Raw genomic sequence first — 23,440 nt, 5'->3', positions numbered from 1 at the left:
GAGTTGATGGGCATTGATTAGGGAGAATGCGTGACGATGATGATCGTTCCTGTTGTAAGCGAACTTGCTTGAACCTGGGCCAACCGATGGTGGCGTCGCGGTTCGAGCTAGAGGAACCAACTCCCACCAATCCCCTGGCGGCCGCAAAGATCACCGCGGTCGTACCCCCCGAACGATGTTGGTGTTCCCTATGACCTGGTCGGTCATGATCCTGCGATCGTTCGATCAACAGCAGCGGAGGAGTGGAAAAGCCTTGCACGATTCCAGCCCAGACCAGTGCCTGCATCGGATGTTGCGAAACGCTTGCAGGAGCCCGATTGCTACAGGCGAGAGCGCCGCGCGGCCTCGGTGCCTGCGCGCGCCAATCGCGCGACCGCCTCGATCAGCACTTTGGTCTCCACGGGCTTAGACAGCCTCGGCGAATCCCGGAACCGATCCGGAAAGACCGTCGCGCTGTCATAGCCGGTGAGGAAGAGGAACGGCACGTCTCGCGCGGCGAGGTGCTCGGCCAGCGGAAAGCTGCGTTCGCCCTGTAGGTTAACGTCGAGCACCGCGCCATCCAGCTCGACGCCATCGATCTGCTCGAGCGCCTGTTGGACCGAAGGCGCGGGCCCCACGACATGGCAGCCTGCATCGGTCAATTCGTCGGAGAGGTCGAGCGCAACCAGGAAAGCGTCCTCGACGACGAGGATTCGCAGGCCCGATAATGGAGCGCTCTTGTTCATGCGTAGCCGGGCAGCGGCTCGAAGGCTTCGGTTCGGGCAAGGGGGATTTCAAGCAGGCACTCCAGGCCGGTGGGCCGGAAGTTCAATTCGACACTCCCCCTCAGCTCGTACTCCAAACTCTGCTGGATGAAAGTGGTTCCAAAATTTCTGCGGGATGGCTCTTCCACGGCCGGACCGCCGAGTTCCTTCCAGCTGATCGAAAGCATGCCCGGCTTCACCACGTTCCAGGAGACCTCGACGCGTCCGGTCTCGGCGGAAAGCGCCCCATATTTGGCGGCGTTGCTGGCAAGCTCGAAGAACACCATGCCGAGTGCCGCCGCCGTTGCCGCATCGAGGTGGAACGGCCGGCCCTGAACGACTAGGTTCTGGCGTCCCGTGCTGCTGTAGGGGGAAAACGTCGCCCTCAGCAGTTCCTCGAGGTCGGCGTCGCCCCAATTGTGGGAAGACAGGACCTCATGCGTGCGCGCCATCGCGTGCAGTCGCTCATGGAATGATGTCGCGAATTCCCCCATTGAGCTTGACGAGCGGATCATGCGCGAGGTCAGTGCGGTGATCGTGGCTAGGATGTTCTTCACACGATGCTGCAGCTCGTGCAGCAGCCTCTCCTGAGCGCGCTCGGCCTCCTTATGGTTCGAGACATCGACCAGGGCCGCAATAGCGCCCCGAACCCTGCCGGACTCGTCAAACAGCGGATTGGCCGACATCATCACGTCGATGCTTGAGCCGTCCCCCTGCGCGATTCGGGCTTCGTAGCCGGGGACGGGCTTGCCCGTTCGCATCGCCTTCTGCAGCGGCTGCTCGTGCGTTTCCACCACGGAGCCGTTCACCATCAGCGGCAGGACCGCCGGCACAGTGCTGAGCTTGCCGTCCGCGGCGCGCCGGCCGGCGAGCTCGGCCGCGCGGCGATTGGCGCGGATGGCATCGCCGTCGTCGTCTTCGGCGATCAAGATGCCGACAGGCACAAGATCCAGAACAGTCTCCAGGCTTTCGAGGCGGTTGCGCAGGTCGTGCGACAGCGCGCCGATCTTTTCCTCCGCCTGCGCGATCTGGGTAATGTCGACGAAGGTGACGACGACGCCGGCGATGACATTGTCCACGGTGCGGTAGGGCATCACGCGCATGATGTAGCGCTTGGCGCTTTCGATGACTTCCACCTGCCTTTCTATCGTCCCCAGCCGCTGCAGCACCTGCTCCATGTCTGCCTGCAGCCGGTCCGCGGCAAAGCGCGGCCGCACATGCGCGAGCGGCCGGCCGACATCGCTTTCGACCAGCCTGAACAGGTCCCGCGCCGTCGGCGTGAAGTTCTTGACGCAAAGATCGCGGTCGAGGAACACGGTCGCGATCTGCGTGCTTTCGAGCAGGTTGGACATGTCGTTGTTGGCGCGGCTGAGCTCGTCGACGCGGATGTTGAGCTCGGCATTGACGGTCTGCAGTTCCTCGTTGATCGATTGCAGTTCTTCCTTCGAGGTTTCCAGTTCCTCGTTCGAGGACTGCAGCTCCTCGTTGATGGAGGACAGTTCCTCGTTGGAGGACTTCAACTCCTCGTTGGACGATTCGAGCTCCTCCGTCGTGATCTGGAGCCGCTCCTTGGTCTCCCGCAGCTCCTTTTCGAGCTGACTGACATTGGCGCTTTCGACATCGTCGGTCGTGTGGACGGGCTCGTCCTCGGTTTCCGCCTTGATACCGCCGATGTCCCGGAAGACCAGCATGTAGAGTGGGTCCGTCCCGCCCTCGGCCGGCAGCGGCTGCACGGCGAGGCTGATCGTCTGGCGGCCGCCATTGGTACCGACGTTGATCTTGTTCTGAACCGCCACCTGGCCGGTGCTGACGGCTTTGTGAAGCGCAGCCCTTAGATCCATGCGCAGCCCGCGCCGCGCCATGGAAAAAACGTTGTGGTCGGGAGCACCGGCCGCGAGCTCGAGGTATTTGCCCGTGCCTCCGGAACTGTGCATCAGTTCGCCCGCCGCGTTGATGACCACATAGGCCGGCGCATAGCGCTCGACGAGAAAACGCTCGGCGACTTCCTGCACAGTTCCTGTCGTCGTCCGTTGCCGCACGGCCGGCGCAGCCTGTCTGGCCGCGGCGGCAAGCGGGAATTCCGGCAGCCGTTGCGCAGCGACCCCGCTGCGCTTCTGGAAGATACGGCTCGCCTTGTCGACGGTCGAGAACAGGCGCGCATGGCGCGTGACGTTCTCAGAAGATCCGAGAAAGAGATAGCCGTTGCTGCGCAGCGCGTAATGGAAGATCGGGATGATCTTTTCCTGCAGTTCCGGCCCCATATAGATCAAGAGATTGCGGCACGCGACCAGGTCGAGCTTGGAAAACGGCGGATCGCGTAACAGATTGTGCGCCGAAAACAGGCAAGCCTCTCGCAAATCGGCGGAAACGCGGTAGGTGCCGTCCTCGCGTGAGAAGAACTCCTTTAGCCGCTTCGGCGCCACGTCGCTCGCCATCGTTGCCGGGTAGCGCCCGGCGCGCGCCACTTCCAGCGCGCGCTCGTCGATGTCGGTGGCGAAGATCTGCAGGTTGGGAGAAGCGGCGCCGCGCGGCGCGTTCTCCTTCAGAAGCATAGCGATCGAATAGGCTTCCTCTCCGGTGGCACAGCCAGGCACCCACACCCTGATCGTCTCGTCGGGCTTTCGGTTCTCGAAGAGCTTGGGGACGACGAAGCGTTCGAGCGCATTGAAAGCCTGCGGGTCCCGGAAGAAGCTGGTCACCCCGATGAGCAGGTCCTGGAACAGGAGATCGACCTGCTGCGGCTCGTCGCGCAACCTGTCGTAGAACGCGGTGGGATCGTCGATCTGGAGCACCTGCATGCGCCGCTGGATGCGCCTCAGGATGGTGTTGTCCTTGTAGCCGCTGAAATCATGGCCCGTGCGCACGCGAAGCAGCGCCGCGATGCGCGAAAGCTGCTCGGCCACGTCGCGCTTGCGTCGGTCGCGCTCACTTTCGTCGCGGGTGGCGTGGCTGAAATAACCAACCAGCTTCGTCGCCATTTCTTCCGCCGGAAGCACCATGTCGATCATGCCGCTCTGCACGGCGCTGCGCATCATGCCGTCATATTCGGCGCCTGCCTGCGCAAGCGTCAGCCCGCCGTGCTCCTTGATCGCCCTCAGACCGATGGTGCCGTCGCTGCCCGTTCCGGAAAGAATGATGCCGGCCGCATCCTCCCCTTGATCCTGCGCCAGAGACGTGAAGAAATCATCGATCGGCGTCCGTTTGGAGCGCATGGCGGCCATCTTGGCCACATGAAAATGCTGCCCCTCAGTGGTTACCGAGACACCGGGCGGCGTTACGTAGATGTGGTCGGGCTCGATCTCCAGGCCCTCGGCCGCGGTTTGCGTTTCAATCGCGGTGGAGCGCTGGATGATCTTGGCCAGAACGCTTTCATGCTCGGCGTCCAGATGCTGGATCACTACAAAGGCAAAGCCGCTGTCGGCCGGCACTTCCGGAAAGAACTTCTGCAACGCCGCGATGCCGCCCGCCGAGGCGCCGATGCCGATGATGGGGAATGGCGCGGCTTCCCTCGCGCCACCGCGTGAGCTAGCCTTCGCTTTCCTTGCCGTTGCCTTCGTCGCCGCCTGCGCCATTGTCTGGTACCCGTGCCCGCCTGCTTTCCAGGATGCGCTCGATCACAGCTGCATCCGCTTCGTATTCCTTCGCGCGCCGGCCAATTTCGCTGGCGAGTTTGGAGCGATTCTGCGCCTTTTCCCGCTCTGCTCTGCGCCTGGCAAACTCTGCCCGCTGCTGATGCGACCGCAGCAGGCTCCACAGAATCTCATCCGCCTCGCTGGCCTGCGCCTCCATCACCGCGTCGGCGGTGAAAGCATGCCCGGTATGGCACCGATAGCGCAGCATGTCACCGTCTTCGATCTCCCACAGCGGCCCATGGCATTCCGGGCATGTAAACACCGACAGTTCGCCAAGTCGATCTGGTTCTTTCATGGTGGAATGCTCCTGCGCGGCGATGGCCGCTTCCAACCGCACGCCTGACGGCGCCGGTAAGGTTTCGCCCGCCGGCTCGGCCGCCAGCTTCGTCAGCAGGCCGCCCAGTCTGGCGGCGGGTTCGCAATGATCGATTTCGACATAAAGCTGCGCGCTTTCCACCATGGACGGCACCAGCGCGTCTTTCGGGTGCTGGATCACCGCGAGACCGCCGACCGCCTTGATCGCCCGCAAGCCGGCGGTGCCGTCGGAAAGCGAGCCCGACAGCAGCACGCCAATGACGCTTGCGCCGAAGGTCAGCGCTGCCGAGCGGAACAACGGGTCGATCGATGGCCGGGCCAGGTTCTCACGCGGCCCACGCCGCAGCATCATGTGATCGCCGTGGAGGAGCAGGTGGAACCCGGGCGGCGCGACATAGATATTTCCCATCTTGAAGCACGCGCCGTTCTTGGCGACAGAGGCCTTCAGCGCTCCCGCGCGATCGAGGATTTCGGGCAGATAGCTGATCTGGCCGACATGAAGCACGATGAAGACGGCCGCCGGCAGATCGGCGGGAAGGTCGCTCACGATCTTCCTCAGCGGCTCGACGCCGCCCGCCGACGCGCCGATGACGATGATGCAGCGATTGCGCGCCTCTCCTTGCCGCGAACTCGTCTCGGCCTCGCGGGCAGGTGAGATTCGGTTTCGAAAGTCGGCCATGGCACCCCTATCGGGTCGCCCCCCGGCCCATAACACAATGGGCGAAGGCAGGACTCTGTTCCATGGGCGGCGCACGCAACGATCGCCGGATCGGCAACAGCACGAACGGGTCTCGGCCGAACATGCGCAATGGGGTGCCGGCCTGCTTCCCTCGGGCCTCCGCAAGGACCGGTCGCCTGTCCGGCTGTCATTCGAGCCCCACGGCGGAACATTTCCATGCCCTTCCGCCGCGCGAGATTTGAAGGAACCAATAACGCCAAGCATTTGTTTTCTCAGTTCAGGTTCGGCGGTGGGCTCCGCAACAAAGGGAGAGAGCCATGAAGGTCGGCAGTTGCATGACAAAGGACGTTGCCGTCGCGAATCCCGAACAGTCGATCCGCGAGGTGGCGCTGATGATGGGCAAGCTCGACGCCGGCGTCGTGCCTGTCGGTGAAAATGACCGGCTGGTGGGGATGATCACCGACCGGGACATGGTCATCCGCGGTATAGCGCTGGGCAAAGGTCCCGATACCAAGGTGCGCGATGTCATGAGCCAAGAGGTAAGATATTGCTTCGATGACGAAGACGTCGATCATGTTCTTGCTAACATGGGAGACTTGCAGGTGCGCCGGCTCCCGGTGCTGAACCGAGACAAACGGCTCGTTGGCATCATCTCCCTTGGAGACCTCGCAAGAAAGGGTGAGACACGGGACGCTGGAGAGGCTTTGAGCGGCATTTCGGCGCCAGGCGGTGTTCATTCGCAGACCGCCCATTGATGACAACGACGAAATCGAGGTCTGTTTGATCGTCGGTTGACGCCCGCCGGGCGTGACTGGGTTGCGGCGGCCACATTGCGGCTTCGCAACCTGATCACGTCCTGCGGACCGACCGGTGGCGATGTCAGCCTAAGCCAACGCTGTCTGGCCCAAAGCCTGATCTCTTTAGGCAGAGGGTCGCGCCTAGTGTTGCGTTCTCCGGCCATTGTTTGACGCTCACCTCTCCGTCTTTCCGACCTCCGGCTTCATAACCCGCCTGAGGTCGGCCCGGCTACCGCTGCTCACCGAATAGGCGCGCGTGATTTCGGCGCCGAACAGAAAGATCTGAGCCGAGTAGTAGACCCATAGCAGCACCACCATCAGCGCGCCGGCGGCGCCATAGGAAGTTGCGATCGAGCTGCTGCCGATGTACCAGCCGATCAGCGACTTGCCGATGGTGAAGAGAAGCGCGGTGACCAGCGCACCGACAGCGACATCGCGCCATTTGAGACTGCGGTCCGGCAGGACCTTGTAAATCGCCGCGAAGAGCAGCGCGATCAACGCGAACGAAACGATCGTATTGATCGAACTCACAATCAGTTCGCCGAACGGCAGGTGTTGGTTGATGACATCGGCCAACAGCGAGATGGCCGTGCTCGCCGCGAGCGACACGAGCAGCATGAAGCCGAGCGCGGCGACGAGACCAAGGCTCGCCGCCCTCGCCCGCACCAAACGCGAGAGCGACATGGCCCTTGGCTCGACCTTCCAGATCTCGTTCAGCGACTGCTGCATCTCGCCAAAGACGCCGGAAGCTGTGATCAGGAGCGTCACCAGCCCGATAATGGTGGCAAGCGCGCCGGACCAGGGACGCGAAGCGGTCTCGATCGTCGCCTTCAAGAGGTCGGCGCTCTGCGGACCCATCACGCCCGATATCTGGGCCGATAGCGCGAGTTGGGCGGCGTCCTTGCCGACGACGAGACCTGCGACCGCCACGACGATGAGAAGGATCGGCGCAAGCGAGGTGGTGGCATAGAAGGCAATCGCCGCCCCATGGCTCAGCGCGTTGTCATCCATATAACCGCTGACGCTTTCCTTCAGCAGAAGCCAGGCTTCCTGAAGCCAGCCGGTCTTCGATTTCCTGTCTTCCGCCATGCGCTCGACACCGAACTGAAGCGGGCCGGGTGGGACAAGAGCTCGACTGCCTTTTCGTTGGCCAGGATGTGAAGCCGGAAAAACCACCCTGTTCTCTTTGCCACCAGGTCCGGCTGACGCGGCCCGCAGAGATCAATGACGCCGCGGGCGGGAGGTTCCGATCTGTTCGATGTCTCGGCGGGACGTCACGCTGCTTGATTGCGATGTTCCACACTCGGACAGAAGTCGGAGAGGCTGACACCTCTAAACCTACGCTTTGCTGCATCATTTGATTGGGCCGGCGAGCATGGTCCCTTCCTTGCAGACCAGAATTAATAGCGCAAGTCCGGGCCAAGGTTGGCGAATCTAACGCCCTGAGCCGCCCGGTGCCATAAAGGTGGCGAAGTCACGTCCAGAGGACGGCAGGAAAATAGCCGGAACGCCTCGCCCGCCAGACCGTTATCGGCAATGGCCCTTGCAGATGACATTCAAATGGCACGACAGCACGTTCGACAAGGCCAGCGACACATCGCCGAGCAGCGGGGTCGTATTGCCGAACTGGAGCGCCTCGGGTTGTCGGCCGACAAAGCGCAAGAATTTCTAGAAGTCCTCGAAAGCTTACAGTCCTTCCACGACTTGCACCTGTCGAGGTTGCTGGAAACGGCACAAAGGGGTGGACGCAGCCTAGATGCGCCTCACTTCGTTGAGCCGTAGCCGCGCCTTCTGCTCTTCGGCGTAGCTGAGCGCATGGGCCTCCACATCAAAGGACCGAACGCGGTCACGCAGTCCCGTCTCTTCTATCAAAACGTGCCATTCGTCGCCGGCTTTCTTGATGGAAACGGTGCCGCGCTTGGCCCCGGGCAGCTTCGTGGCGAGTAGTAATTTTCTTGAACGGTCAATCGATGCTCTGGTTTGAGCAATCACGTTCCTGTCATGCTCGGATTGGAGCGGCCGTTCGTATATGGGATCGTCGGACATGGCAGGTCTCCGGCCTTTGCTGCAGACGGGAGCGCGGTAGCTGTTCTCTCAGGCCGGCTTCCTTTGCCAGTCGCCGGCGATGATTGTGATTATAGGAACGATGATAAAAAACGCCAAGGCCCTTGCTGGGCGGGACGCTGTTGCAGGCTGGTGGCCGACAACCGGTTTAATGAGCTCATGAAGGCCGCCGTCCTCCAGGAACAAACCCCGGATTGGTGCGTATTGGCTGAACAGCCCGGTCCAGATGGGGGCACAATGTCAACTCGCAAGAAGCGCCACACCCAAAATGCATTCTCGCTTTGTGGAGACTTGATGTTGGCACCCGCTGTCGTCGCCATGCGCCTTCCGCTGATTGCTTTGGATGCAAGCAGCCGCGCCCCGAAAGGGATCGAGGCAATGCTTGCGGTCAACGAGAAGGCGCTCGCCTTCGCCGAAGGCATGGCCGCCGCGCAATTGGTTATCTTACGATCGGCTTTAAGGTCTTGGCCTGAAGTTCTATCCGGCCGGAGCCCGTCTTTTCTAAGCGGCGGTGCGCTGAAAGAGTCCATGGTCGCAGCACTCAAACCTGCCGGCCGCCGCGTCCGAACAAATTTCAACCGGCTCTCCAAACCGGGCTGATTGGGGCCAGATTGATGTTCTGGCCCGAAGCGGTCGCGGACCGCCGGCAATCGAGCTTTCTGACGACGGCAGTTGAGGCTGCCGGCCGTGGCACACATGCCCGCATCGATCGGCGCTTGGAGTGTCCAGCCGTCATGTTGGCAATTGAAGGCAAGTTCGGCCTTTTGGCTGAATTTTGATTTATTAATAGATGCGCATATACTCGTTTGCCGGCATCGTGTTCCCTAAGCCCCTGCCGGCCAAGGCCCGGTGGCCACCCCATAGCCACCCAAGGCTACCGGGCCACCTGCCCCGTCCTCTAGGCGCCCAAGGCTGCCCTGCAATCGCCCTCGCTATGGCCAGCGAAATGGAAGACCCGGAACAACCCTCGTCGCTCCAAGTTCGGGTCGCTGTTTGGAGCGATCATGAAGACATACCGAGTTGAAGAGATGGCTGGCGACCAGGTGGTGGCTTATCACGTTGCCAATGCCCGTGCCCCTTGGGAGGCTGCTCAGAAAGTCACCGGCAAAGACGTCTTGGCGAGACGGGATGAACATTTCTGGGTGCGGGTGACCGATGAGGGAAACCGCGCAATTTATAAATATGCCTTCAGGCTTGACGCACCGGACTGCCTTTGAGGCTCCGTCCGGTCGGGCTTGGGAAAAGGAGGCGGCGCATTCGGGTCGGGGCAATCGACGCTTGGCACCTTTCCGCAGGGTGATGCGGGATCATTGCCCGCACCGCCATACCGCTCTACGAGTTTTGCAAACCCGTAGGCGAAGGCGGCGAGAAGCGCCAGGACAACCGCTATCCGAAAGGCCATTGGAGATTATACCCCGGTCGGCCCGCGGATAGTAATCACTACTGCTATCCCGGCGAGCCGCCGGCCAGGCTGAATTAGCCGGATCCGCAGAAGAGCCCGCCGCACCTCCTCCGCGAGCGGGCTCTTTGCGTCGGGGTCAACCCGACCAAGGCGCGCTCGACCGTCCCTGTTTGCCGGGAGCTGCGCCCAGAAGGCGAACTGCAGCGGCACAGAATTGTTCCAAGACAGACAAGAGAGCCCGGCCGCCTGGGGTCGAACGGGCTACGCCTCCGCGCGGCGCGGTGAACCTCGGCCGGAGACACACGCCGCGCGACCCAACCGGGACGATTGGCAGAATGTTCCCTTCCGCCGATGCGACAGAAGTCCGAGAGGCTGACGCTTTGGTCCCCATGCTGAAACTTAAGCCTCGCTGCATCATTTGAGAGAGCCGGTGAGGAAGTGCGTCACCTTCCTGGTCGGTAGCAGCTAGAGAGATGCCCGCCATTTCCTGCCTGGAGTGACGGGCATCGTCCTTATCGGGACGCTGCGCCGTTCACGAGCGAGACGACGATCACGGCCGTAACGGCGGACAGGCGGTCACGCTTGACTAGGACGGGCTTTTCATAAGTGCGCTTCATGGCGAATCCCCCTTGCTGAAGTTGGCTCGCCGATCTGGCTGAGGCAGCACCCGACCGTCATTTAAAAAAGATGTAGGTCCGGAAGTCGCGACGAAAGGGCCGAAGCACGAGGAAAGCGGCGCTGATCGACGACAAGGCCATACAGTCAAGGCCATAGAAAAGAAAAGCCCGCCGACCAAAGCCGACGGGCCATCTTCCCTCAAAACTGTGCGCCCCTTTCCCAGATGGTCCGCCCGATTCCGGGAACCCCGCACAAGCGTTTCCTAATACAGTCGCCCCCAAAGGGCTGTAGCCCAGCGGCAACAATGACGAACATTCACAAGGGGCGGGCGGCAGGCGGTCCAGTCCGTTCAGATCGTTACCTCCCTAAAGGTAGCCTGGATAGCGAAACCAGTTCATTCTCGTCCACAATACCCGCCATGAAGTTGGCGATGATGCGAGAGGCCAGCGCCTCACGCTGCTCCGTAGTTTGGCCATCATATTTCAACCGGTCGAAGACGCGGGCCAGAAATTCCAGCTCTTCCGGATCGAAAATTTCCGCTTCCAGTGCTCTTTGGCGGATCGCCATGGCGGTGAACTCCTATTCGTGCCTGGCTCTGCCGGCAGGCTTGCGCATGCGAACCCCAATGGGATACTCGACTTGATTCAATATGGAACTCCCGTGAGCGTTCCCTTAGCGCGAGATCTAAAAGAACGACCCGCCCCTGATGGGAGCCAGGGAGCGGGCCTGCGGAGAATGGGAGGCTCCGCCCGGCGGCTGTGCACGAGATCGGGAGGGAATTGCGCCGCCGCGCCCCAAACTTCTTCGAATGCGAGGTGTTCCGCGATGGCGGAACATTTTCTTGGTGATCCGTTTGTCTCGGGCAGGAGGAGTGTTTCCGTACCGGTTGTCATCGGCATAGGCTTTGCCATCGTTCAAGCCTGCGCACGCTGACACACCCCTGTTTCATTTCAGAACGGAATATGCTGGCATCAGCCTTGCAAATAGGATGATGCCGGTACCCTCCCGGGTCGGCACTCGTCGGGCTTGGGGCTGGGCTATGGGGCGGCGAGCCCGGCGAGTTCTCAAATACATTAGCAACTGCTTGTAGACAGAGCTGAACAGGCGGATAATCAGGCCACGCGCGTACGAGGAGCTTTGAGGGAGTTCCAGCCATGCGACCGATCCTGCTGATCGTCGCGGCCTTGCCGCGTTCTTCATCTGGGATGGCGTGGCGACCAAAGGCGCCGATCGAATCGCGCTGATGAAAAACATAGAGCAGGCCGAGCACTTCCAACGTCTAGTGCGGGTTTCTTTGAACCAATGATTTGAAAGCATTGTCGCTCCGGACGGAAGTCGGACATCCAAACGCATTGGTCCCGGTACTGAAACATTAAGCCCGTTCCGACATTTGGTAGGGCCGGCGGAATCCTTCAGTCGTCGGCGGAGAGAGGTCAGGTACCCGCCATACACTCCCCCGGGTGGCGGGTACCTGTTTGGTTTTGAACCCGCCAAGCCGCCTTCGTGGTGCTGCATTCGCACGTGGCGGGTATTGACCAAGTTCAGTGGACCAGAAAGCCCGTCGCGCAATGGCGCAAGCGCGACGGGCTTCTGTTGCTTACGGAGTAGAGCGGCCGCACCCTGAATGGGAGAAAACGAGTGCGGTCGCATGTTACCAACCCGACCGAACCTTTCGGGTTCCATCAGCCTGCTCGAATATTAGCGCCAGCTTGAAGCCGTAATATTGGCTGCACTGATCCGGCTCCGCTTTATCCTTATGAATGCGTTCCGGCTATACAATCAGGGGTATATGCTCATTGGTCAGCCGGCGCCGTGTTGCGATTCCGAGCCCCCGCCGGTCAGGCCCGGCTCAATTCTGGCCTTTGTCGGCCAGAGAGCCGGGCCGCTCCGGACACCGGCGCGGTGTACGCCTTTTGGAGAACTACTTTCTTTGCAGACAGCAATTAAAGTATCTTGCAGGAAAGGAGTGCTAAAATGCCGAATGAGAGCAAAAGGCTTATTGAAAAGAATTCCGAAAAGCTTGTATCAGAGGCCAACGCGCGCCGCGATTTTCTCAAGCAGGCTGGACGCTTTGCTGCGGTGACGCCTCCGGCCATTACATTGCTGCTCGGCACAAGCTTGAACTCCAAGGCGATTGCCAAATCGGGAGGAACACGTCCGGGCAATGGATGGGGTGACAAGAACCACGGTCACGTCGGTCCCAAGCCAAAGTTTCTTAAATCCGGCAACGGAGGGTCGCGGGGGGACAGCTATGGCGGCGGAGCCCATGGGGGCTCGAGGTCCGGCGATCCCAACTAGTGCCGTCGAGGAACGACCTCTTTCCGCTCGACTGAGGTTAGGCGGCCGGCGCATTGGTCGTTATGCTAGAAACAACTTGCCCGATGCATCATTTGGTAGGGCCGGCGAGGAAATGCGTCACCTTCTTCGTCGGCAGCAGTGAAATAGATGCCCGCCATTCCTGGAATGACGGGCATCTGTTGCGTCTCTCGGCTAGAGCGCTCTCCCAGTGCTGCATCGCCTGAGGATCATTTCACACAAGCTCTTCCGAACGCGCTCATTTTGCTCAGAACCCGTCTGCGCGAACTTCGGCTTTAGTTGACTTGTTCCAGCCGAGGGCACCAGGCTCGCTTTAGCGCACCTTCTCGAGTTCTTCCAGCAGCTGGTCAGCGTCAGTTACACCGCGTCCAAAAAGGCTCATGACTTTGACCGCGACGTTTTCGCGCTCGTCCTTGCGTTCGATTTTGTGACTGGAGCAGTAGTCACTCACCGCCTTGGCCAGAATGTTGACCTCTGCAGGTTCAACTATACCGCATCCAGCACTTTTGGGCGGGACAGCATTGCGATCGCTTCCACGCATCGTTTACCTCACCCCGATACGCCACAACGGGGAAAGGATACACCCAAAAAAAGTCAGCTACGAGTCAATTGGATCGGACTGAGGTCCCGGGCAAATGGCCGATTGCCTCCATGCTGCGCTACGGAGCAACGGCCGCCCACCGAACTCTTGTCCGGCGTCACTGCGCGGTCTGTGAATTTCGTCTCGGCAGGAGCCCTATCGGCTTGGTTCGCGCATGACATTATAGAGGAGCAGGCCGGCCAGTATCGACACGACTGCGCTTAGCATATCATCGCCGGTCAGCCCTGATGAATATGCGAAAGTTGATGCCAGTTCGGCCATCGTTCGACCCAAGGAGTGCGGGATTGCCCGAGGAGAACTTTTAGATGCCGCTAAAGTTCCTAGTGAGCGCTGGCGGGCTGTCTCCTCATGCCGCGAAGGTGTTTCGGGTCGTACCGGGTGCAGTGTGAACGCCGTCAGACGGCACATTTATGTTCGGCCGGAGATCCCATTCCCAAGCGGAGGAACGCTAGACCCGTTGCCGTGACCCGCCAAGGTAAGACAACGGGCCTAGCTATCGGTTCGCTTCGCAAGTCGGTGACACTGTCGCCGCAAACCGAACCCAACTCCAAAGCCCAGGGCAAAGCCCGCCCAGTCATCTACGCAGTTCATTAGCAGGTCCGCAGTAACAAATGTTAATGGTGCACTACTGGCTTGACGAGAAAGGCGCCGCTGGAGGAAAGACCGACGCAAGCGACCTTGGCCCGTCGCAGCGCCCAAGGAATCCGCGCAACGGGCCAAGTAACCCGGCCTTGGCTTTGTTGAGGCCGGTCCTCCCATCCTCCGCCGTGGCGGGCGGAGTGACGTTAATCCTGCACGAGCCAGCAGTCCGTTTTCGATAACTTTTGTTAGTCCTGGCTAAAATTGCCGCTTGCCACGCCTGGAACATTCCTGCGCGGCCGCTGTTATTCCCTGCCGGAGGAACAAGCGATGGCAGACGACAAGAGCAAGCGTGGTGGTAGTGACCGCACCCGGGTATCAGCGGACGATGACTACGAAGTCCGGCATTTCGCCAACAAGGTCGGGCTGACGGCGCAACAGGTTCGCGATCTCATCAAACAGCACGGCAACGACCGGAAGACCTTGGAACGCGAGGCCGAAAGGCTTCGCGGATGACCAAGAGCTCCAACGCAGCGGCGATCGCCGGGATCCACGCCAAATCATGAGCAGCGCAGCACGAGCCGCTTGAACTGGACGCTGAATAGCCGGTCAATCATCGTCATCGCTTGTTACGCGACGATATCGGAAGCGATTGCGGATGTCGCGTTGAAAAAGCGTCCCTTGGCAAAGGCTGATCGGAATGCCGCGAACGTCTCCGGCGGCACCCCCTCGAACTCGTAGCGTTTCCCGCTGGCCACAAACCATACGGAAAGAATCCCTTTGGCCGGATCATATTCTGTTTTCTTGATCGAGGTGGATGGCATGGCACGGCACCCGGTGATCTGGCATAGAGCGAACGATCCGGCCGGCCTTTTGTTTCCGAAGCTAGTGAATGAGAGCCAAGTCTCGCAGCCGACGCCGCCGTCCCAGATGCGGACGGGCAGCGGCAGCGCGAGCGCCGCATTCCATGGCATCGAAAAAGCCCGCAGACCGGAGCCTGCGGGCTGAGTATTCTGGAGGTTGGTACCTGAGTGCGCAAACCTGGCAACGTGCGCAGCAGGCATCCAATCAACAAAATCCGACAGCGACCGTTCCCTAAAATTCTGGACCTCGGCCACCGGTCCCAGCGAATTCGGACAAATGTCGTACGGGCCAACTCAAAGGTCGGGGGCAGGAAACATCTTGCCAGAAACTTCATTGGGTCGCGACTGGCGAGGATGAGCCCCTGCCACCCTCGAGGTCATCTCAACAGACGGAGAGTTCGCAAAGGTTGCCAGGCAGGCCGAGCGGCTGGGCGATAGCAGGCAAATCAGTCTGTTCATCGGCCCCGCACTGTTCGAGGCTCTTATCCTCGGTCTGGCACTTAAGATTGGAACAACGGAGGCAATTATGATCGAAACATCCAAAGTCTTGGCCACCAAGTTGACGGGTCTCCAAGAGAGGCTGCGGGCGGCCAACGTGAGCATGGATGACATGCAGGCATTTCAAAGGGTCGCCGACCATATGGACAACGGTCGCGGCGGCATCGACGCCGACGATCTGATCGCGCTCTCCTTTGTCATGTCGGATGAGGCTGAGCGATCGCAGATGGAAACAGCGCCGGCGATCGAGCCTGCAGCCCAGAGGCAGCATCGGTCTGTCAGCCGATCCCGCGGCGCGAAAGGGACGGGCTACATCGTTCCGCGCAAGGCGGGCTGAACGCGCCCCTATCCGGGTTAATTGCTGGCTGCCTTGGCTTTCAATCGGACTTGCCCGAGTCCTCAAGTCCGACGATTGCAGCCAGTATGGCATCGTAAGCGCTCCCGATCTCCTCTTCAATCTCATGCTCGGAAACACCTGCGGCCTTCGCATCTGCAAAGAGCTTGGTCGTCAATTCCGCGACGGAAATGATGTCAGCGCCGACGCTGCCGCGCATCACGTTGTTGGTAATCCATTCGCCAAAGAATTCGGCCCCGCGTTCGCTCATAGGCGATGCCGCGCCTTCAGAAAATGAGCCTCTCGAAGCAGGGAATTCCAATCGGTCCCGATCAACTCGATCAGTTGGCGGGCTTGCTCTTCGGAAATATCTGTCTCCCTGGCCAATCGGCCGGCCAGGATCTCAACGGCACCGTCATGCGAGTCGCCTTTGTCGGTGTGCTCGTTCATCGAAACCTCCTAGCCTTGAAAACTGCCGAAAGGCCGACAGGTTCAGGCTTGTGCCGAAAAATCTGAATTCCTTCGGACTCTTCCCGGCGTCTGCGACTGCCTGGCCGGCCGTTTGGCTAATCAGGTTGTCTGCGGCAGCCGTCAGGCCGGATTACCAAGACGGCCGGCGGATCGAGAACCGCCTTCTTCACGAAGACCTTCATATAGGCGGCCGCGGTCAATAGCCCCCAATGATCGGCAGGATCTCGCCGGTGATGTAGCTGGAGCATTGCGGCGAAGCGAGAAATACATAGGCAGGCGCGATCTCTTCCGGCTGGGCTGGCCGTTTCATCGGGGTCTTTGCCCCAAACTGCGAGACCTTCTCCGCTTCCTTCTCCGACGGGTTCAGCGGCGTCCAAACCGGCCCCGGCGCCACGGCATTGACGCGAATGCCCTTGCTGATCAGGTTACCAGAGAGCGCCCGGGTGAAGGCGTGAATGCCGCCCTTGGTCATCGAATAATCGACGAGCTCCTTCGAGCCTTCGATGCCGGTGACCGACCCGGTGTTGATGATGGCCGAACCCGGCTTCATGTGCGGAACGGCTTCCTGGGCCATGTGGAAGTAGCCGTAGAGATTGGTCTTCAGCGTGGTGTCGAAGTGCTGCTCGGTGAGGTCGGCGAAATCGGTCGAATGCACCTGGAAGGCAGCGTTGTTGACGAGCACGTCGAGCCTGCCGAAGGCCTTCAGCGTCCGCTCCACCGCTTTGTGGCAGAAGGTCCGCCTGGCCACGTCGCCGCGCATGATGATGCAGCGCCTGCCTTCGGCCTCGACTGCCTGCTTTGTCGCCTTCGCGTCGCGATCCTCGCTGAGATAGGCGATGGCGATATCCGCCCCTTCCCGGGCGAACAACACGGCAACTGCGCGGCCGATGCCGGAATCGCCGCCGGTGATCAGCGCCACCTTGCCTTCCAATTTGTTCGATCCCTGCCAAAACGGCGCGTCGTAGAGCGGCGCGGGCTCGATCGCCCATTCCTCGCCGGGTTTCGGATGATGCTGCTTCGGGAAAGGCGGCACTGGGTATTCCCGTGCGCCGGCCTGCATGGCGCCTTGTGATTTGGATTTGCCATTCGACTTGGCGCGATCGGTCGCGTCGACCTTGCGTTGCACGCTCCGCTGCTTGCTGGCCGCCTGCTCGGAGGTGGATTTGATCCGCGGGGCCGATTTCATCGGTGTGGCGGAGTCGGTCATCCTGGCGGATTTCGTCGGCATCGGTGTCTCCTTCGATTCGAGGGACAACGCACGCGAACAGAAAAGGTTGGCCTCGCTCCGAAGCTGCCGGCTCTCAATCCGGACATCGGTCGCGACGTCCGTCGGGACCTCAACCACGGCCGCCACCGCCTCCGGCGCTGCTCACCCGGACGGCGATCAGTCAGGAGCACGTTTTTTGTCCGCCACGGGCCGGCTGAATGCAACTACCCGGCGGCAGCTTCGTTTTATGCGATCTCAAACAGGCGGTAGCACCGTGAAATCCTTTCGACCGATGATCCCCTGGCGGCGGCGCCGACCGCGGCCTTTGTCGTCGGGCCCCGCCTCGGGGCCCGCCCGGCCTGTGTGCGAATGGCTAGGACGGTGAAAGAGCCTTGAGCAGATTCCTGCCCCTCACCATCCACTTCGTCAACGGCGGCACGATGATGGTGTCGTCGATCGCTGACGCCAAGAAGGCGCTTGGCCGGAAATGGAAGAGCAAGGACTCACCAGCCTACCGCAAGGCGGTCCGGCTGGTGGAAGACGCGACCAACGGGATTTGCCGGCCGGCGATCGCCTTTGCCGCCTTCAAGAAGGCGGCCGCCGAGCAGGGTCTGCTGGAGCATGCGGGGCCCAGTGCAGCGCTCAGCATGCTCGACCAACTTTCGTCCCGCAACGGCAAGGGCACGCCGAAGTAACGCTCGCGCACCTCGGCGCGTCGTCGCGGCTTCAAAAAATATTTCGCGGGAACATCGATCGATCCCACCGGTTTTGTTTGGTCAAGAAAGTCGAACGAAGGAGACGTCGATGGCAAAGAGAAGTTCGTCCGGCGCGGCGAACGGCTTGGAAAGCCTGTTCGTGGATGGCCTGAAAGACCTTTATTATGCAGAGAAAAAGATCCTGAAGACGCTGCCTAAGATGGCCAAGGCGGCGCAGTCACAGGAAGTGGGCGCGGCCTTCGAAAAGCATCGCACCGAGACTGAAGCTCAGGTCGACCGGCTCGAGCAGGTTTTCGAAATGCTGGGCAAGCCGGCGCGCGGCAAGACGTGTCCCGCGATCGATGGCATCATTGAAGAGGGTTCGGAGATCCTCGAGGAATACAAGGACGAGCCGGCGCTCGACGCGGGCCTTGTGGCTGCCGCCCAGGCGGTCGAGCATTATGAAATAGCGCGCTACGGCACGCTGATTGCCTGGGCGGAGCAACTGGGCCTGAAAGACGCCCTCCCCTTGCTGCGCGACACCCTCAAGGAAGAAGCCGCCACCGACGAGACACTTAGCAAGCTCGGCGAAAGCGGTGCGAACAAGCGGGCCATGCAGGCGGCCGCGTAAGGCGCCCGATAAACGCTTATTCGCATGCCAAAAGTCGACTGGCGACGCGGCCCCGGTCTCTTTAACCGGGGCCGCGATTAGTGAGGGGCCCGCCTCCTCGCGAAACGCTGAGCGGTCGCCTTCTTGGCGTCGCGCCGCCTTCAGTTGACTTCTTGCCGGTACCCAGCGCCGACCGACAGGATAGACCGCTCCACCTCGGTGCAGTTCATCCGGTACGATATCGTCAGGCTGGCTTGGCGGGAAATTTCGTCAGGGTGAAAGTCCGGAGTTCAACATTGGAACAAGCATTCAATCGGTTCGCGGAGAATGTCGCCCATGCCGCGGGCCGTGCATGGGCCTTCGTCTTGTGCGTGGTTTCGGTGGTCGTCTGGGCCATTGCCGGCCCGGCCTTTCATTATTCCGAGACTTGGCAGCTGATCATCAACACCGCGACGACGATCGTTACTTTCCTGATGGTTTTCCTGATTCAAAATACCCAGAACCGCGACGGCGTGGCCATTCAGGCGAAGCTCGATGAGCTCATTCGCTCAGGCCGCGCAAAAAACGACTTCATCGGCATCGAGCATCTCACGGAAGCGGAGGCCCAAGAATTCAGAACCAGGTGTGCCCAAACCAAGACCGCCAGCAAGGGGACGATCGCATCTCACGCCGAAAGCCGCCCTGCCTAAAACATGTCTTCCGAAAGTGGAAACCGGCTTCGGGACCAAAACATGCGTGACGCGCTTTAGTCGCCACGATGCTTGTTGTGGCCGCTTTCCTGATTCTTGCCGCGAAGCATGTTGCGATCATCGGGGTCGACGAGGTCGGGCGTGTCGCTCCTGAGGTCCGAACCTTTCCGCCGCGCTTCGCGCTCCGCGGCCGGCTGCTTCAGCTCCGCCTTGGCGTCGAATTCCTTGGGCGCGTTCTTCGTGTTCTCACGTTCTTCCAGAATGCGCACTTGCTGGTCATGGGTTCTGCGTCCGCTCACCGGTTCCTCCTGTTCTTTTGTCGGTAACGGCAGTTGGATTCGATCGTTCCGAACATGCGCAAGAGCGACCCGTCTGATCCTCGTTGTAACCGCTCAGACGTAAGACGCGGCAACGCAAGCTCCGCCAGAGGAACATTGGCAGACGGCGGCCGTTCTCAGCTCGAAGGAGGCGGCCCATGAGTGCAACCAAGGAGTTCTTTCGAAGCTGGCTCGAGGAGAACGTCGGGAACTTGCCTGCCGACACGCAAGTCAGCGTTCCGGTGCTTGTGCGACAGTTCGAGCAGGACGCCGACGCCGCGGGCTACGGGCACGAGGTTCGCGAGGAGGAAATCGGCAATATCGAAGATGCAATCGAACGGGCGCTCGACATGACCGCCGAGCAGGAGGACCCGACAGAATCAAATCCGCGGAAAGAGACCTCGCTTGCCCCGGTCATTGAAGCTCTCGAGGAGTCGGAACCGGCACAGGCGGAAGACCATGAGGATCGGGACTGACCAACTGCCGCACGGATGGCCGGAACAAAGAGACAGCTCGCCTGTTGGGCTGCTTCTGAACAGATCGGCACGTGATCCGCCGACGTGGCAGGCCAGATAGGTAAGTAAGCCAATGACGAAGCATTCTGCAAAGGACGATCCGTCCAAACTGGGATCGGACCGTGACCGGGCGAGCGAACAAGGCACAAAGCGAACAGATAAGCGTTTGCCGCAGGAAGATCCTGTCGAGGGCGCGCGCGACACGGTGGAACGCGAGCTTGAACGGCAAGATCGACCGGTCGACGCTGAGGGAAGAGAGCGCGAACGCAGGGCTCTCCAGGAACAGGTCGATGAGGAGACGAAGCTGCCTCAGAAGGGCTCGGCCTGAAAGCTCCTTCTTTGGAAGCCAGCGCCTGGGTACATCCGCCGCTTCTCTCAACAGCGGCGTGTGCCAATGGCTCCGTAGCAGCACGGGATCATGCCTGACATCGCCACGTTCAACGACGTGGTCCTCCTCCTCGCCGCGGCAGCGGCCGGGCTTGCCCTCTACAATGGCCTGCGAGCGCGGCGGGCGTTACGCGGCCGCCGTTTTGGACGCTTCGTCGAAGTCGACGGAGCGCGGCTGCACCTGATCGAGGACGGCCAGGGCATGCCGCTGTTGTTGCTGCATGGCAACGGCTCTTCGGCCGAGGATTTCACGACAAGCGGCATCGTCGACAAAGCGGCCGCAAACTATCGTGTTCTGGCTTTCGACAGACCAGGCTTCGGCAGGAGCTCGCGCCCGATCGGCAGGATCTGGTCGGCCGCCGCGCAGGCCGATCTGATCGATGCCGCGGCCGCCAAACTCGGAATTGGACGCTATATTGTTCTTGGCCACTCTTGGGGTGCCGCCGTTGCGCTCGAGATGGCGCGACGGCACCCTGGGCGCGTTGCCGGGGTCGTGCTTGTCTCCGGCTACCACTATCCATCGCCAAGGTTCGAACTCGCCTTGTCGGGGTTGCCGATCTTGCCTTTGATCGGAACGGCCTTCCGCCACACCTTGCTGCCGCCGCTGGTCAGGCTTGGCTGGGCTTGGTCAATGCGAAAGATATTTGGCCCGGCGGCGATCTCGGCGGCATTCACCGCAACGACGAGGGAGTTGGCGAGCCGCCCCTCGCAACTGCGGTCGATCGCGGCGGAGTCCTTCCTGATGTGGATCGCAGCGGCGTTTGTGACGCCTCGGCACAACGACATTTCCGTTCCTGTTGGGATAATCGCCGGCGCCGGCGATCAGCTTTTCGACGCGCCGGCCGAGGCGTTTCGGCTGCACGTGGATCTCGCAAACTCGGTAGTCGATATCGTCTCCGATGCCGGGCATATGGTGCACCTGACAGCCCCGCAGGCGGTGCTCGCCATGATCGACAAGATCGCCGCTCTTTCGACCACCGAGGACGCGCAGCGGAGCGACCGATGAGCGGCAGTGCCGTGCAACCGGCCTTCGACGGGGAACCTTCCGATCGGCGCCGCTTTATCTCCATGTTCGAAGCAGCAGCAGTGAGAGGAAGCATTGCGCAGCATTGCTCGGCGGAAACTGCCTTTACTGCAGGTGCTTGCACTGACACTTGCTTCCTGCTCCTCGTCTGAAACCGTCGAACAGCAATCGAAGCGTGCCGCCTCGACCGCGCAGGCGGCGGTGCTGGTCACCGATGCCTGGCTCTCCGGCGCCGCGCCGTCCCACTACGCGTCCTCTGCCCTACAATCCTTCGCCGAGACACTCGCCGATGCCGGCCGGCAAGTCGAATCGGCCTCCCCGTCCGATCCTGCAAAGCGAGACACGCTGAAGGCGGCGGTCAGCCGGCTGTCCACCGCGGCAAGCGGGGCCGAGAGCGCGGTCGAGGCCGAACAGGAGGCGCAGGCCAGCCGGGCACGCAATGAGCTTCGCGCCGCGCAGGCGGATCTCGCCACGGCCTATCGCGGCTATTTCGCGCCGCAACGATGAAGAAGCTGCTGGAAATTTCGCTTGGCGTCGTGACCAGCGTCGGTGGTTTCCTGGAGGTCGGTTCGATGGCGACGGCGGCGCAGGCCGGTGCCCTGTTCGGCTTCCAACTCATCTGGGCGATCGTGCTCGGCACCATCTGCATCATTTTCTTGGTCGAGATGGCCGGTCGCTTCGCCGCCGTGAGCCACCACACCATCGCCGACGGCATCCGCGAACGCTTCGGCTTCAATGCTTTCCTTTGGCCGCTGCTTGCAGTCCTTCTGGTCAATTTCCTGGTCCTCTCCGCAGAAATAGGCGGGGTTGCCATCGCTGCCGAGCTTGCCACCGGGATCAGCTTTCAATGGTGGGCATTGCCAGCGGCTTTCCTCGCGTGGCTGCTGCTGTGGAAAGGCACGTTCGGCCTCATCGAGAAAGGCGTATCGATGCTTGGCTTGATCACGCTCTGCTTCGTCGTCGCAGCGGTGATGCTGAAGCCCGAATGGAAACAGGTGGCTGCCGGTGCCGTGCCCAGCCTGCCGCAACACGATACGGCGAACTACTGGTTCATGGCCGTCAGCATCCTCGGCGCTTCCATCTCGCCCTACCTTTTCATGTTCTATTCCTCGGGCGCGATCGAGGATCAATGGGACAAGAGCTACCTCGGCACCAATCGGGCGATTGCCGGTCTCGGCATGAGCTTCGGAGGAACGATCTCCGTGGCCGTGCTGATCGTGGCCGCGCTTGTGCTCGGCGCCCACGGCGTGAACCAGGTGGACGACTACAACCAGCTCCCGCTGATGCTGATCTCGGTGTTCGGCTTCTGGGGCTTCGTCCTTTTCGTCGCATCGCTCGGCATCGCCTGTTTCGGAGCCGCTCTGGAAGTGGCGCTGCAGCAGGCTTATCTCGTCGCGCAAGGGTTCGGCTGGACCTGGGGCGAGGATCTCAAGCCGCGCGACGATCCCGGCTTCAGTCTCGTCTACACGCTCACACTTTTTTTTGCAGCCGTTCCGATAGCGCTTGGTCTCGACCCGCTGAGGCTCACCATCTTCTCAATGGCGTTGACCGCCGCCAGTCTGCCGCTGACGGTCGTGCCGTTCCTCTTCCTTCTGAATGACGAGCGCTATGTCGGCCAGCACCGCAACGGCGTCGTCTCTAATGCCGCCGTGATCTTCGTCATCGCGCTCGGCTTCGTGCTGGCGGTGGTGACTATTCCCCTGCAGATATTCGGAGGCACCTGATGCAGCTGCTGCGCGATATCCTGGACAAGCAGGTCGTCGACCGCGAGCAGGTCAAGATCGGCAAGGTGGATGGACTGGTCGCCGAGCTGAGGCAGGGCAAGCCGCCGAGGGTCGTTGCGGTCGAGCTTGGCGCGATTGCGCTGGCCCGACGGCTTGGCGCTCGGCCTGGTCGATTGAGCGCGCGGCTGGCCGCAAGGCTGAGCGGGAAGCAGCAGGCACGGCCGCATCGCATCGCCTGGACCAAGGTGCGCGACATCGGCGTCGACATCGAATTCGATATCGACGTGCGCAGGACCAAGATCTTGGCCTGGCAGAGCTGGCTGCGCGATCGCATCGTCGGCCGAATCCCGGGAGCCTGAG

The 23,440-nt window shown here is 61.2% G+C and carries 27 protein-coding genes; 15 read left to right on the top strand and 12 right to left on the bottom strand.

The features are described 5' to 3' along the window. Nucleotides 1-320: 320 nt before the first annotated feature. The 3 genes from CK215_RS16790 to CK215_RS16780 are packed head-to-tail and all read right to left on the bottom strand — an operon-like array spanning nucleotide 321 to nucleotide 5,633. Nucleotides 321-725 carry a response regulator gene (locus CK215_RS16790; protein ID WP_066991949.1) on the bottom strand — a complete coding sequence of 135 codons (405 nt, stop codon included), beginning with the start codon at nucleotides 723-725 and terminating at the stop codon, nucleotides 321-323. Beyond that, entirely contained in the window at nucleotides 722-4,315 is a 3,594-nt protein-coding gene (locus CK215_RS16785; RefSeq protein ID WP_095831583.1) for a CheR family methyltransferase, read from the bottom strand. The genes CK215_RS16790 and CK215_RS16785 overlap by 4 nt, the downstream gene beginning before the upstream one ends. Then, a complete protein-coding gene (locus CK215_RS16780) occupies nucleotides 4,269-5,633 on the bottom strand; it encodes a chemotaxis protein CheB (protein ID WP_245418712.1) in 1,365 nt (454 codons plus the stop codon). Before CK215_RS16780 ends, CK215_RS16785 begins: the two co-directional genes overlap by 47 nt. Nucleotides 5,634-5,686: 53 nt before the next feature. Between CK215_RS16780 and CK215_RS16775 the strand changes: the two genes are divergently transcribed. Then, nucleotides 5,687-6,124: a CBS domain-containing protein gene (locus tag CK215_RS16775; RefSeq protein WP_066994866.1), complete on the top strand. Its 438-nt coding sequence runs from the start codon at nucleotides 5,687-5,689 to the stop codon at nucleotides 6,122-6,124. A gap of 216 nt (nucleotides 6,125-6,340) precedes the next feature. Here CK215_RS16775 and CK215_RS16770 read toward each other — a convergent pair whose 3' ends face one another. Both CK215_RS16770 and CK215_RS16765 read right to left on the bottom strand, forming a co-directional pair. Beyond that, a complete protein-coding gene (locus tag CK215_RS16770) occupies nucleotides 6,341-7,255 on the bottom strand; it encodes a YihY/virulence factor BrkB family protein (RefSeq protein ID WP_095831581.1) in 915 nt (304 codons plus the stop codon). A gap of 663 nt (nucleotides 7,256-7,918) precedes the next feature. Beyond that, nucleotides 7,919-8,212: a hypothetical protein gene (locus CK215_RS16765; RefSeq protein WP_066994860.1), complete on the bottom strand. Its 294-nt coding sequence runs from the start codon at nucleotides 8,210-8,212 to the stop codon at nucleotides 7,919-7,921. Between the two features lie 177 nt (nucleotides 8,213-8,389). Here CK215_RS16765 and CK215_RS16760 point away from each other — a divergent pair, with 177 nt between their 5' ends. From CK215_RS16760 to CK215_RS16755, 3 genes are all read left to right on the top strand, one after another. After that, nucleotides 8,390-8,830, top strand: coding sequence for a hypothetical protein (locus CK215_RS16760; protein ID WP_245418711.1), 441 nt, complete (start codon nucleotides 8,390-8,392; stop codon nucleotides 8,828-8,830). 14 nt (nucleotides 8,831-8,844) lie between these two features. Continuing rightward, a complete protein-coding gene (locus CK215_RS31315; protein WP_156752636.1) occupies nucleotides 8,845-9,009 on the top strand; it encodes a hypothetical protein in 165 nt (54 codons plus the stop codon). Between the two features lie 225 nt (nucleotides 9,010-9,234). Next, complete coding sequence (locus CK215_RS16755; protein WP_095779495.1) at nucleotides 9,235-9,447, top strand: hypothetical protein; 213 nt, start codon at nucleotides 9,235-9,237, stop codon at nucleotides 9,445-9,447. A 1,160-nt stretch (nucleotides 9,448-10,607) separates the two neighbouring features. Here CK215_RS16755 and CK215_RS16750 read toward each other — a convergent pair. Then, nucleotides 10,608-10,817 carry a hypothetical protein gene (locus tag CK215_RS16750; protein ID WP_066994857.1) on the bottom strand — a complete coding sequence of 70 codons (210 nt, stop codon included), beginning with the start codon at nucleotides 10,815-10,817 and terminating at the stop codon, nucleotides 10,608-10,610. 1,407 nt (nucleotides 10,818-12,224) lie between these two features. Here CK215_RS16750 and CK215_RS16745 point away from each other — a divergent pair. Next, nucleotides 12,225-12,548 carry a hypothetical protein gene (locus CK215_RS16745; protein ID WP_245418710.1) on the top strand — a complete coding sequence of 108 codons (324 nt, stop codon included), beginning with the start codon at nucleotides 12,225-12,227 and terminating at the stop codon, nucleotides 12,546-12,548. Between the two features lie 331 nt (nucleotides 12,549-12,879). On the opposite strand, the gene CK215_RS16740 is transcribed toward CK215_RS16745, so the two are convergent. Then, entirely contained in the window at nucleotides 12,880-13,107 is a 228-nt protein-coding gene (locus CK215_RS16740) for a hypothetical protein (protein WP_066994854.1), read from the bottom strand. 969 nt (nucleotides 13,108-14,076) lie between these two features. Here CK215_RS16740 and CK215_RS16735 point away from each other — a divergent pair. Continuing rightward, entirely contained in the window at nucleotides 14,077-14,262 is a 186-nt protein-coding gene (locus tag CK215_RS16735) for a DUF3606 domain-containing protein (protein ID WP_095827608.1), read from the top strand. A gap of 113 nt (nucleotides 14,263-14,375) precedes the next feature. Here CK215_RS16735 and CK215_RS31810 read toward each other — a convergent pair whose 3' ends face one another. Continuing rightward, a complete protein-coding gene (locus tag CK215_RS31810; protein WP_245418709.1) occupies nucleotides 14,376-14,864 on the bottom strand; it encodes a KTSC domain-containing protein in 489 nt (162 codons plus the stop codon). A 271-nt stretch (nucleotides 14,865-15,135) separates the two neighbouring features. On the opposite strand from CK215_RS31810, the gene CK215_RS30790 reads away from it, so the two are divergent. Further along, on the top strand, nucleotides 15,136-15,444 hold the full coding sequence (locus CK215_RS30790; RefSeq protein ID WP_141245489.1) for a hypothetical protein: 309 nt from the start codon (nucleotides 15,136-15,138) through the stop codon (nucleotides 15,442-15,444). A 40-nt stretch (nucleotides 15,445-15,484) separates the two neighbouring features. Here the strand turns inward: CK215_RS30790 and CK215_RS16720 are convergent, their stop codons facing one another. The 3 genes from CK215_RS16720 to CK215_RS16710 all read right to left on the bottom strand — a co-directional run bounded on the left by CK215_RS16720 (nucleotide 15,485) and on the right by CK215_RS16710 (nucleotide 17,098). Then, nucleotides 15,485-15,712, bottom strand: a complete 228-nt coding sequence (locus CK215_RS16720) for a DUF768 domain-containing protein (RefSeq protein ID WP_095779498.1) — start codon at nucleotides 15,710-15,712, stop codon at nucleotides 15,485-15,487. Beyond that, entirely contained in the window at nucleotides 15,709-15,891 is a 183-nt protein-coding gene (locus tag CK215_RS16715) for a hypothetical protein (protein ID WP_095831580.1), read from the bottom strand. Before CK215_RS16715 ends, CK215_RS16720 begins: the two co-directional genes overlap by 4 nt. A gap of 217 nt (nucleotides 15,892-16,108) precedes the next feature. Beyond that, nucleotides 16,109-17,098 carry an SDR family oxidoreductase gene (locus CK215_RS16710; protein ID WP_095831675.1) on the bottom strand — a complete coding sequence of 330 codons (990 nt, stop codon included), beginning with the start codon at nucleotides 17,096-17,098 and terminating at the stop codon, nucleotides 16,109-16,111. Nucleotides 17,099-17,511: 413 nt separating this feature from the next. On the opposite strand from CK215_RS16710, the gene CK215_RS16705 reads away from it, so the two are divergent. The 3 genes from CK215_RS16705 (at nucleotide 17,512) to CK215_RS16695 (ending at nucleotide 19,113) form a co-directional block, all read left to right on the top strand. Next, nucleotides 17,512-17,814, top strand: a complete 303-nt coding sequence (locus tag CK215_RS16705; RefSeq protein ID WP_066994825.1) for a DUF982 domain-containing protein — start codon at nucleotides 17,512-17,514, stop codon at nucleotides 17,812-17,814. Nucleotides 17,815-17,923: 109 nt separating this feature from the next. After that, entirely contained in the window at nucleotides 17,924-18,445 is a 522-nt protein-coding gene (locus CK215_RS16700) for a ferritin-like domain-containing protein (protein WP_095831579.1), read from the top strand. 275 nt (nucleotides 18,446-18,720) lie between these two features. Beyond that, nucleotides 18,721-19,113: a low affinity iron permease family protein gene (locus CK215_RS16695; RefSeq protein ID WP_095831578.1), complete on the top strand. Its 393-nt coding sequence runs from the start codon at nucleotides 18,721-18,723 to the stop codon at nucleotides 19,111-19,113. A 56-nt stretch (nucleotides 19,114-19,169) separates the two neighbouring features. Here CK215_RS16695 and CK215_RS16690 read toward each other — a convergent pair whose 3' ends face one another. Beyond that, nucleotides 19,170-19,412 carry a hypothetical protein gene (locus tag CK215_RS16690; protein WP_095831577.1) on the bottom strand — a complete coding sequence of 81 codons (243 nt, stop codon included), beginning with the start codon at nucleotides 19,410-19,412 and terminating at the stop codon, nucleotides 19,170-19,172. Nucleotides 19,413-19,588: 176 nt separating this feature from the next. Here CK215_RS16690 and CK215_RS16685 point away from each other — a divergent pair, with 176 nt between their 5' ends. From CK215_RS16685 to CK215_RS16660, 5 genes are all read left to right on the top strand, one after another. Next, nucleotides 19,589-19,906 (top strand): hypothetical protein, encoded by a 318-nt coding sequence (locus CK215_RS16685; RefSeq protein ID WP_095831576.1) that lies wholly within the window; start codon nucleotides 19,589-19,591, stop codon nucleotides 19,904-19,906. Nucleotides 19,907-20,363: 457 nt separating this feature from the next. Further along, nucleotides 20,364-21,338, top strand: a complete 975-nt coding sequence (locus CK215_RS16675; RefSeq protein WP_095831574.1) for an alpha/beta hydrolase — start codon at nucleotides 20,364-20,366, stop codon at nucleotides 21,336-21,338. A 93-nt stretch (nucleotides 21,339-21,431) separates the two neighbouring features. Continuing rightward, complete coding sequence (locus CK215_RS16670; protein WP_141245488.1) at nucleotides 21,432-21,863, top strand: hypothetical protein; 432 nt, start codon at nucleotides 21,432-21,434, stop codon at nucleotides 21,861-21,863. Then, nucleotides 21,860-23,080: a divalent metal cation transporter gene (locus tag CK215_RS16665; protein ID WP_095783911.1), complete on the top strand. Its 1,221-nt coding sequence runs from the start codon at nucleotides 21,860-21,862 to the stop codon at nucleotides 23,078-23,080. Before CK215_RS16670 ends, CK215_RS16665 begins: the two co-directional genes overlap by 4 nt. Next, complete coding sequence (locus CK215_RS16660) at nucleotides 23,080-23,439, top strand: hypothetical protein (protein WP_095783910.1); 360 nt, start codon at nucleotides 23,080-23,082, stop codon at nucleotides 23,437-23,439. The genes CK215_RS16665 and CK215_RS16660 overlap by 1 nt, the downstream gene beginning before the upstream one ends. Nucleotide 23,440 lies beyond the last annotated feature (1 nt).

The organism is Mesorhizobium sp. WSM3864, assembly GCF_002294955.1.
Lineage (GTDB): Bacteria > Pseudomonadota > Alphaproteobacteria > Rhizobiales > Rhizobiaceae > Mesorhizobium.
This window is presented reverse-complemented; position numbering and strand designations above follow the sequence as displayed.

Coding starts and splice junctions, on each gene's coding strand:
- CK215_RS16750 (WP_066994857.1), bottom strand. CDS start 10,817: ATGGCGATCCGCCAAAGAGCACTGGAAGCGGAAATTTTCGATCCGGAA.
- CK215_RS16660 (WP_095783910.1), top strand. CDS start 23,080: ATGCAGCTGCTGCGCGATATCCTGGACAAGCAGGTCGTCGACCGCGAG.
- CK215_RS16770 (WP_095831581.1), bottom strand. CDS start 7,255: ATGGCGGAAGACAGGAAATCGAAGACCGGCTGGCTTCAGGAAGCCTGG.
- CK215_RS16740 (WP_066994854.1), bottom strand. CDS start 13,107: ATGCGTGGAAGCGATCGCAATGCTGTCCCGCCCAAAAGTGCTGGATGC.
- CK215_RS16700 (WP_095831579.1), top strand. CDS start 17,924: ATGGCAAAGAGAAGTTCGTCCGGCGCGGCGAACGGCTTGGAAAGCCTG.
- CK215_RS16790 (WP_066991949.1), bottom strand. CDS start 725: ATGAACAAGAGCGCTCCATTATCGGGCCTGCGAATCCTCGTCGTCGAG.
- CK215_RS16720 (WP_095779498.1), bottom strand. CDS start 15,712: ATGAGCGAACGCGGGGCCGAATTCTTTGGCGAATGGATTACCAACAAC.
- CK215_RS16755 (WP_095779495.1), top strand. CDS start 9,235: ATGAAGACATACCGAGTTGAAGAGATGGCTGGCGACCAGGTGGTGGCT.
- CK215_RS30790 (WP_141245489.1), top strand. CDS start 15,136: ATGATCGAAACATCCAAAGTCTTGGCCACCAAGTTGACGGGTCTCCAA.
- CK215_RS16765 (WP_066994860.1), bottom strand. CDS start 8,212: ATGTCCGACGATCCCATATACGAACGGCCGCTCCAATCCGAGCATGAC.
- CK215_RS16685 (WP_095831576.1), top strand. CDS start 19,589: ATGAGTGCAACCAAGGAGTTCTTTCGAAGCTGGCTCGAGGAGAACGTC.
- CK215_RS16735 (WP_095827608.1), top strand. CDS start 14,077: ATGGCAGACGACAAGAGCAAGCGTGGTGGTAGTGACCGCACCCGGGTA.
- CK215_RS16715 (WP_095831580.1), bottom strand. CDS start 15,891: ATGAACGAGCACACCGACAAAGGCGACTCGCATGACGGTGCCGTTGAG.
- CK215_RS31315 (WP_156752636.1), top strand. CDS start 8,845: ATGTTCTGGCCCGAAGCGGTCGCGGACCGCCGGCAATCGAGCTTTCTG.
- CK215_RS16710 (WP_095831675.1), bottom strand. CDS start 17,098: ATGAAATCGGCCCCGCGGATCAAATCCACCTCCGAGCAGGCGGCCAGC.
- CK215_RS16675 (WP_095831574.1), top strand. CDS start 20,364: ATGCCTGACATCGCCACGTTCAACGACGTGGTCCTCCTCCTCGCCGCG.
- CK215_RS16780 (WP_245418712.1), bottom strand. CDS start 5,633: ATGCTTGGCGTTATTGGTTCCTTCAAATCTCGCGCGGCGGAAGGGCAT.
- CK215_RS16785 (WP_095831583.1), bottom strand. CDS start 4,315: ATGGCGCAGGCGGCGACGAAGGCAACGGCAAGGAAAGCGAAGGCTAGC.
- CK215_RS16745 (WP_245418710.1), top strand. CDS start 12,225: ATGCCGAATGAGAGCAAAAGGCTTATTGAAAAGAATTCCGAAAAGCTT.
- CK215_RS16775 (WP_066994866.1), top strand. CDS start 5,687: ATGAAGGTCGGCAGTTGCATGACAAAGGACGTTGCCGTCGCGAATCCC.
- CK215_RS16665 (WP_095783911.1), top strand. CDS start 21,860: ATGAAGAAGCTGCTGGAAATTTCGCTTGGCGTCGTGACCAGCGTCGGT.
- CK215_RS16760 (WP_245418711.1), top strand. CDS start 8,390: ATGAAGGCCGCCGTCCTCCAGGAACAAACCCCGGATTGGTGCGTATTG.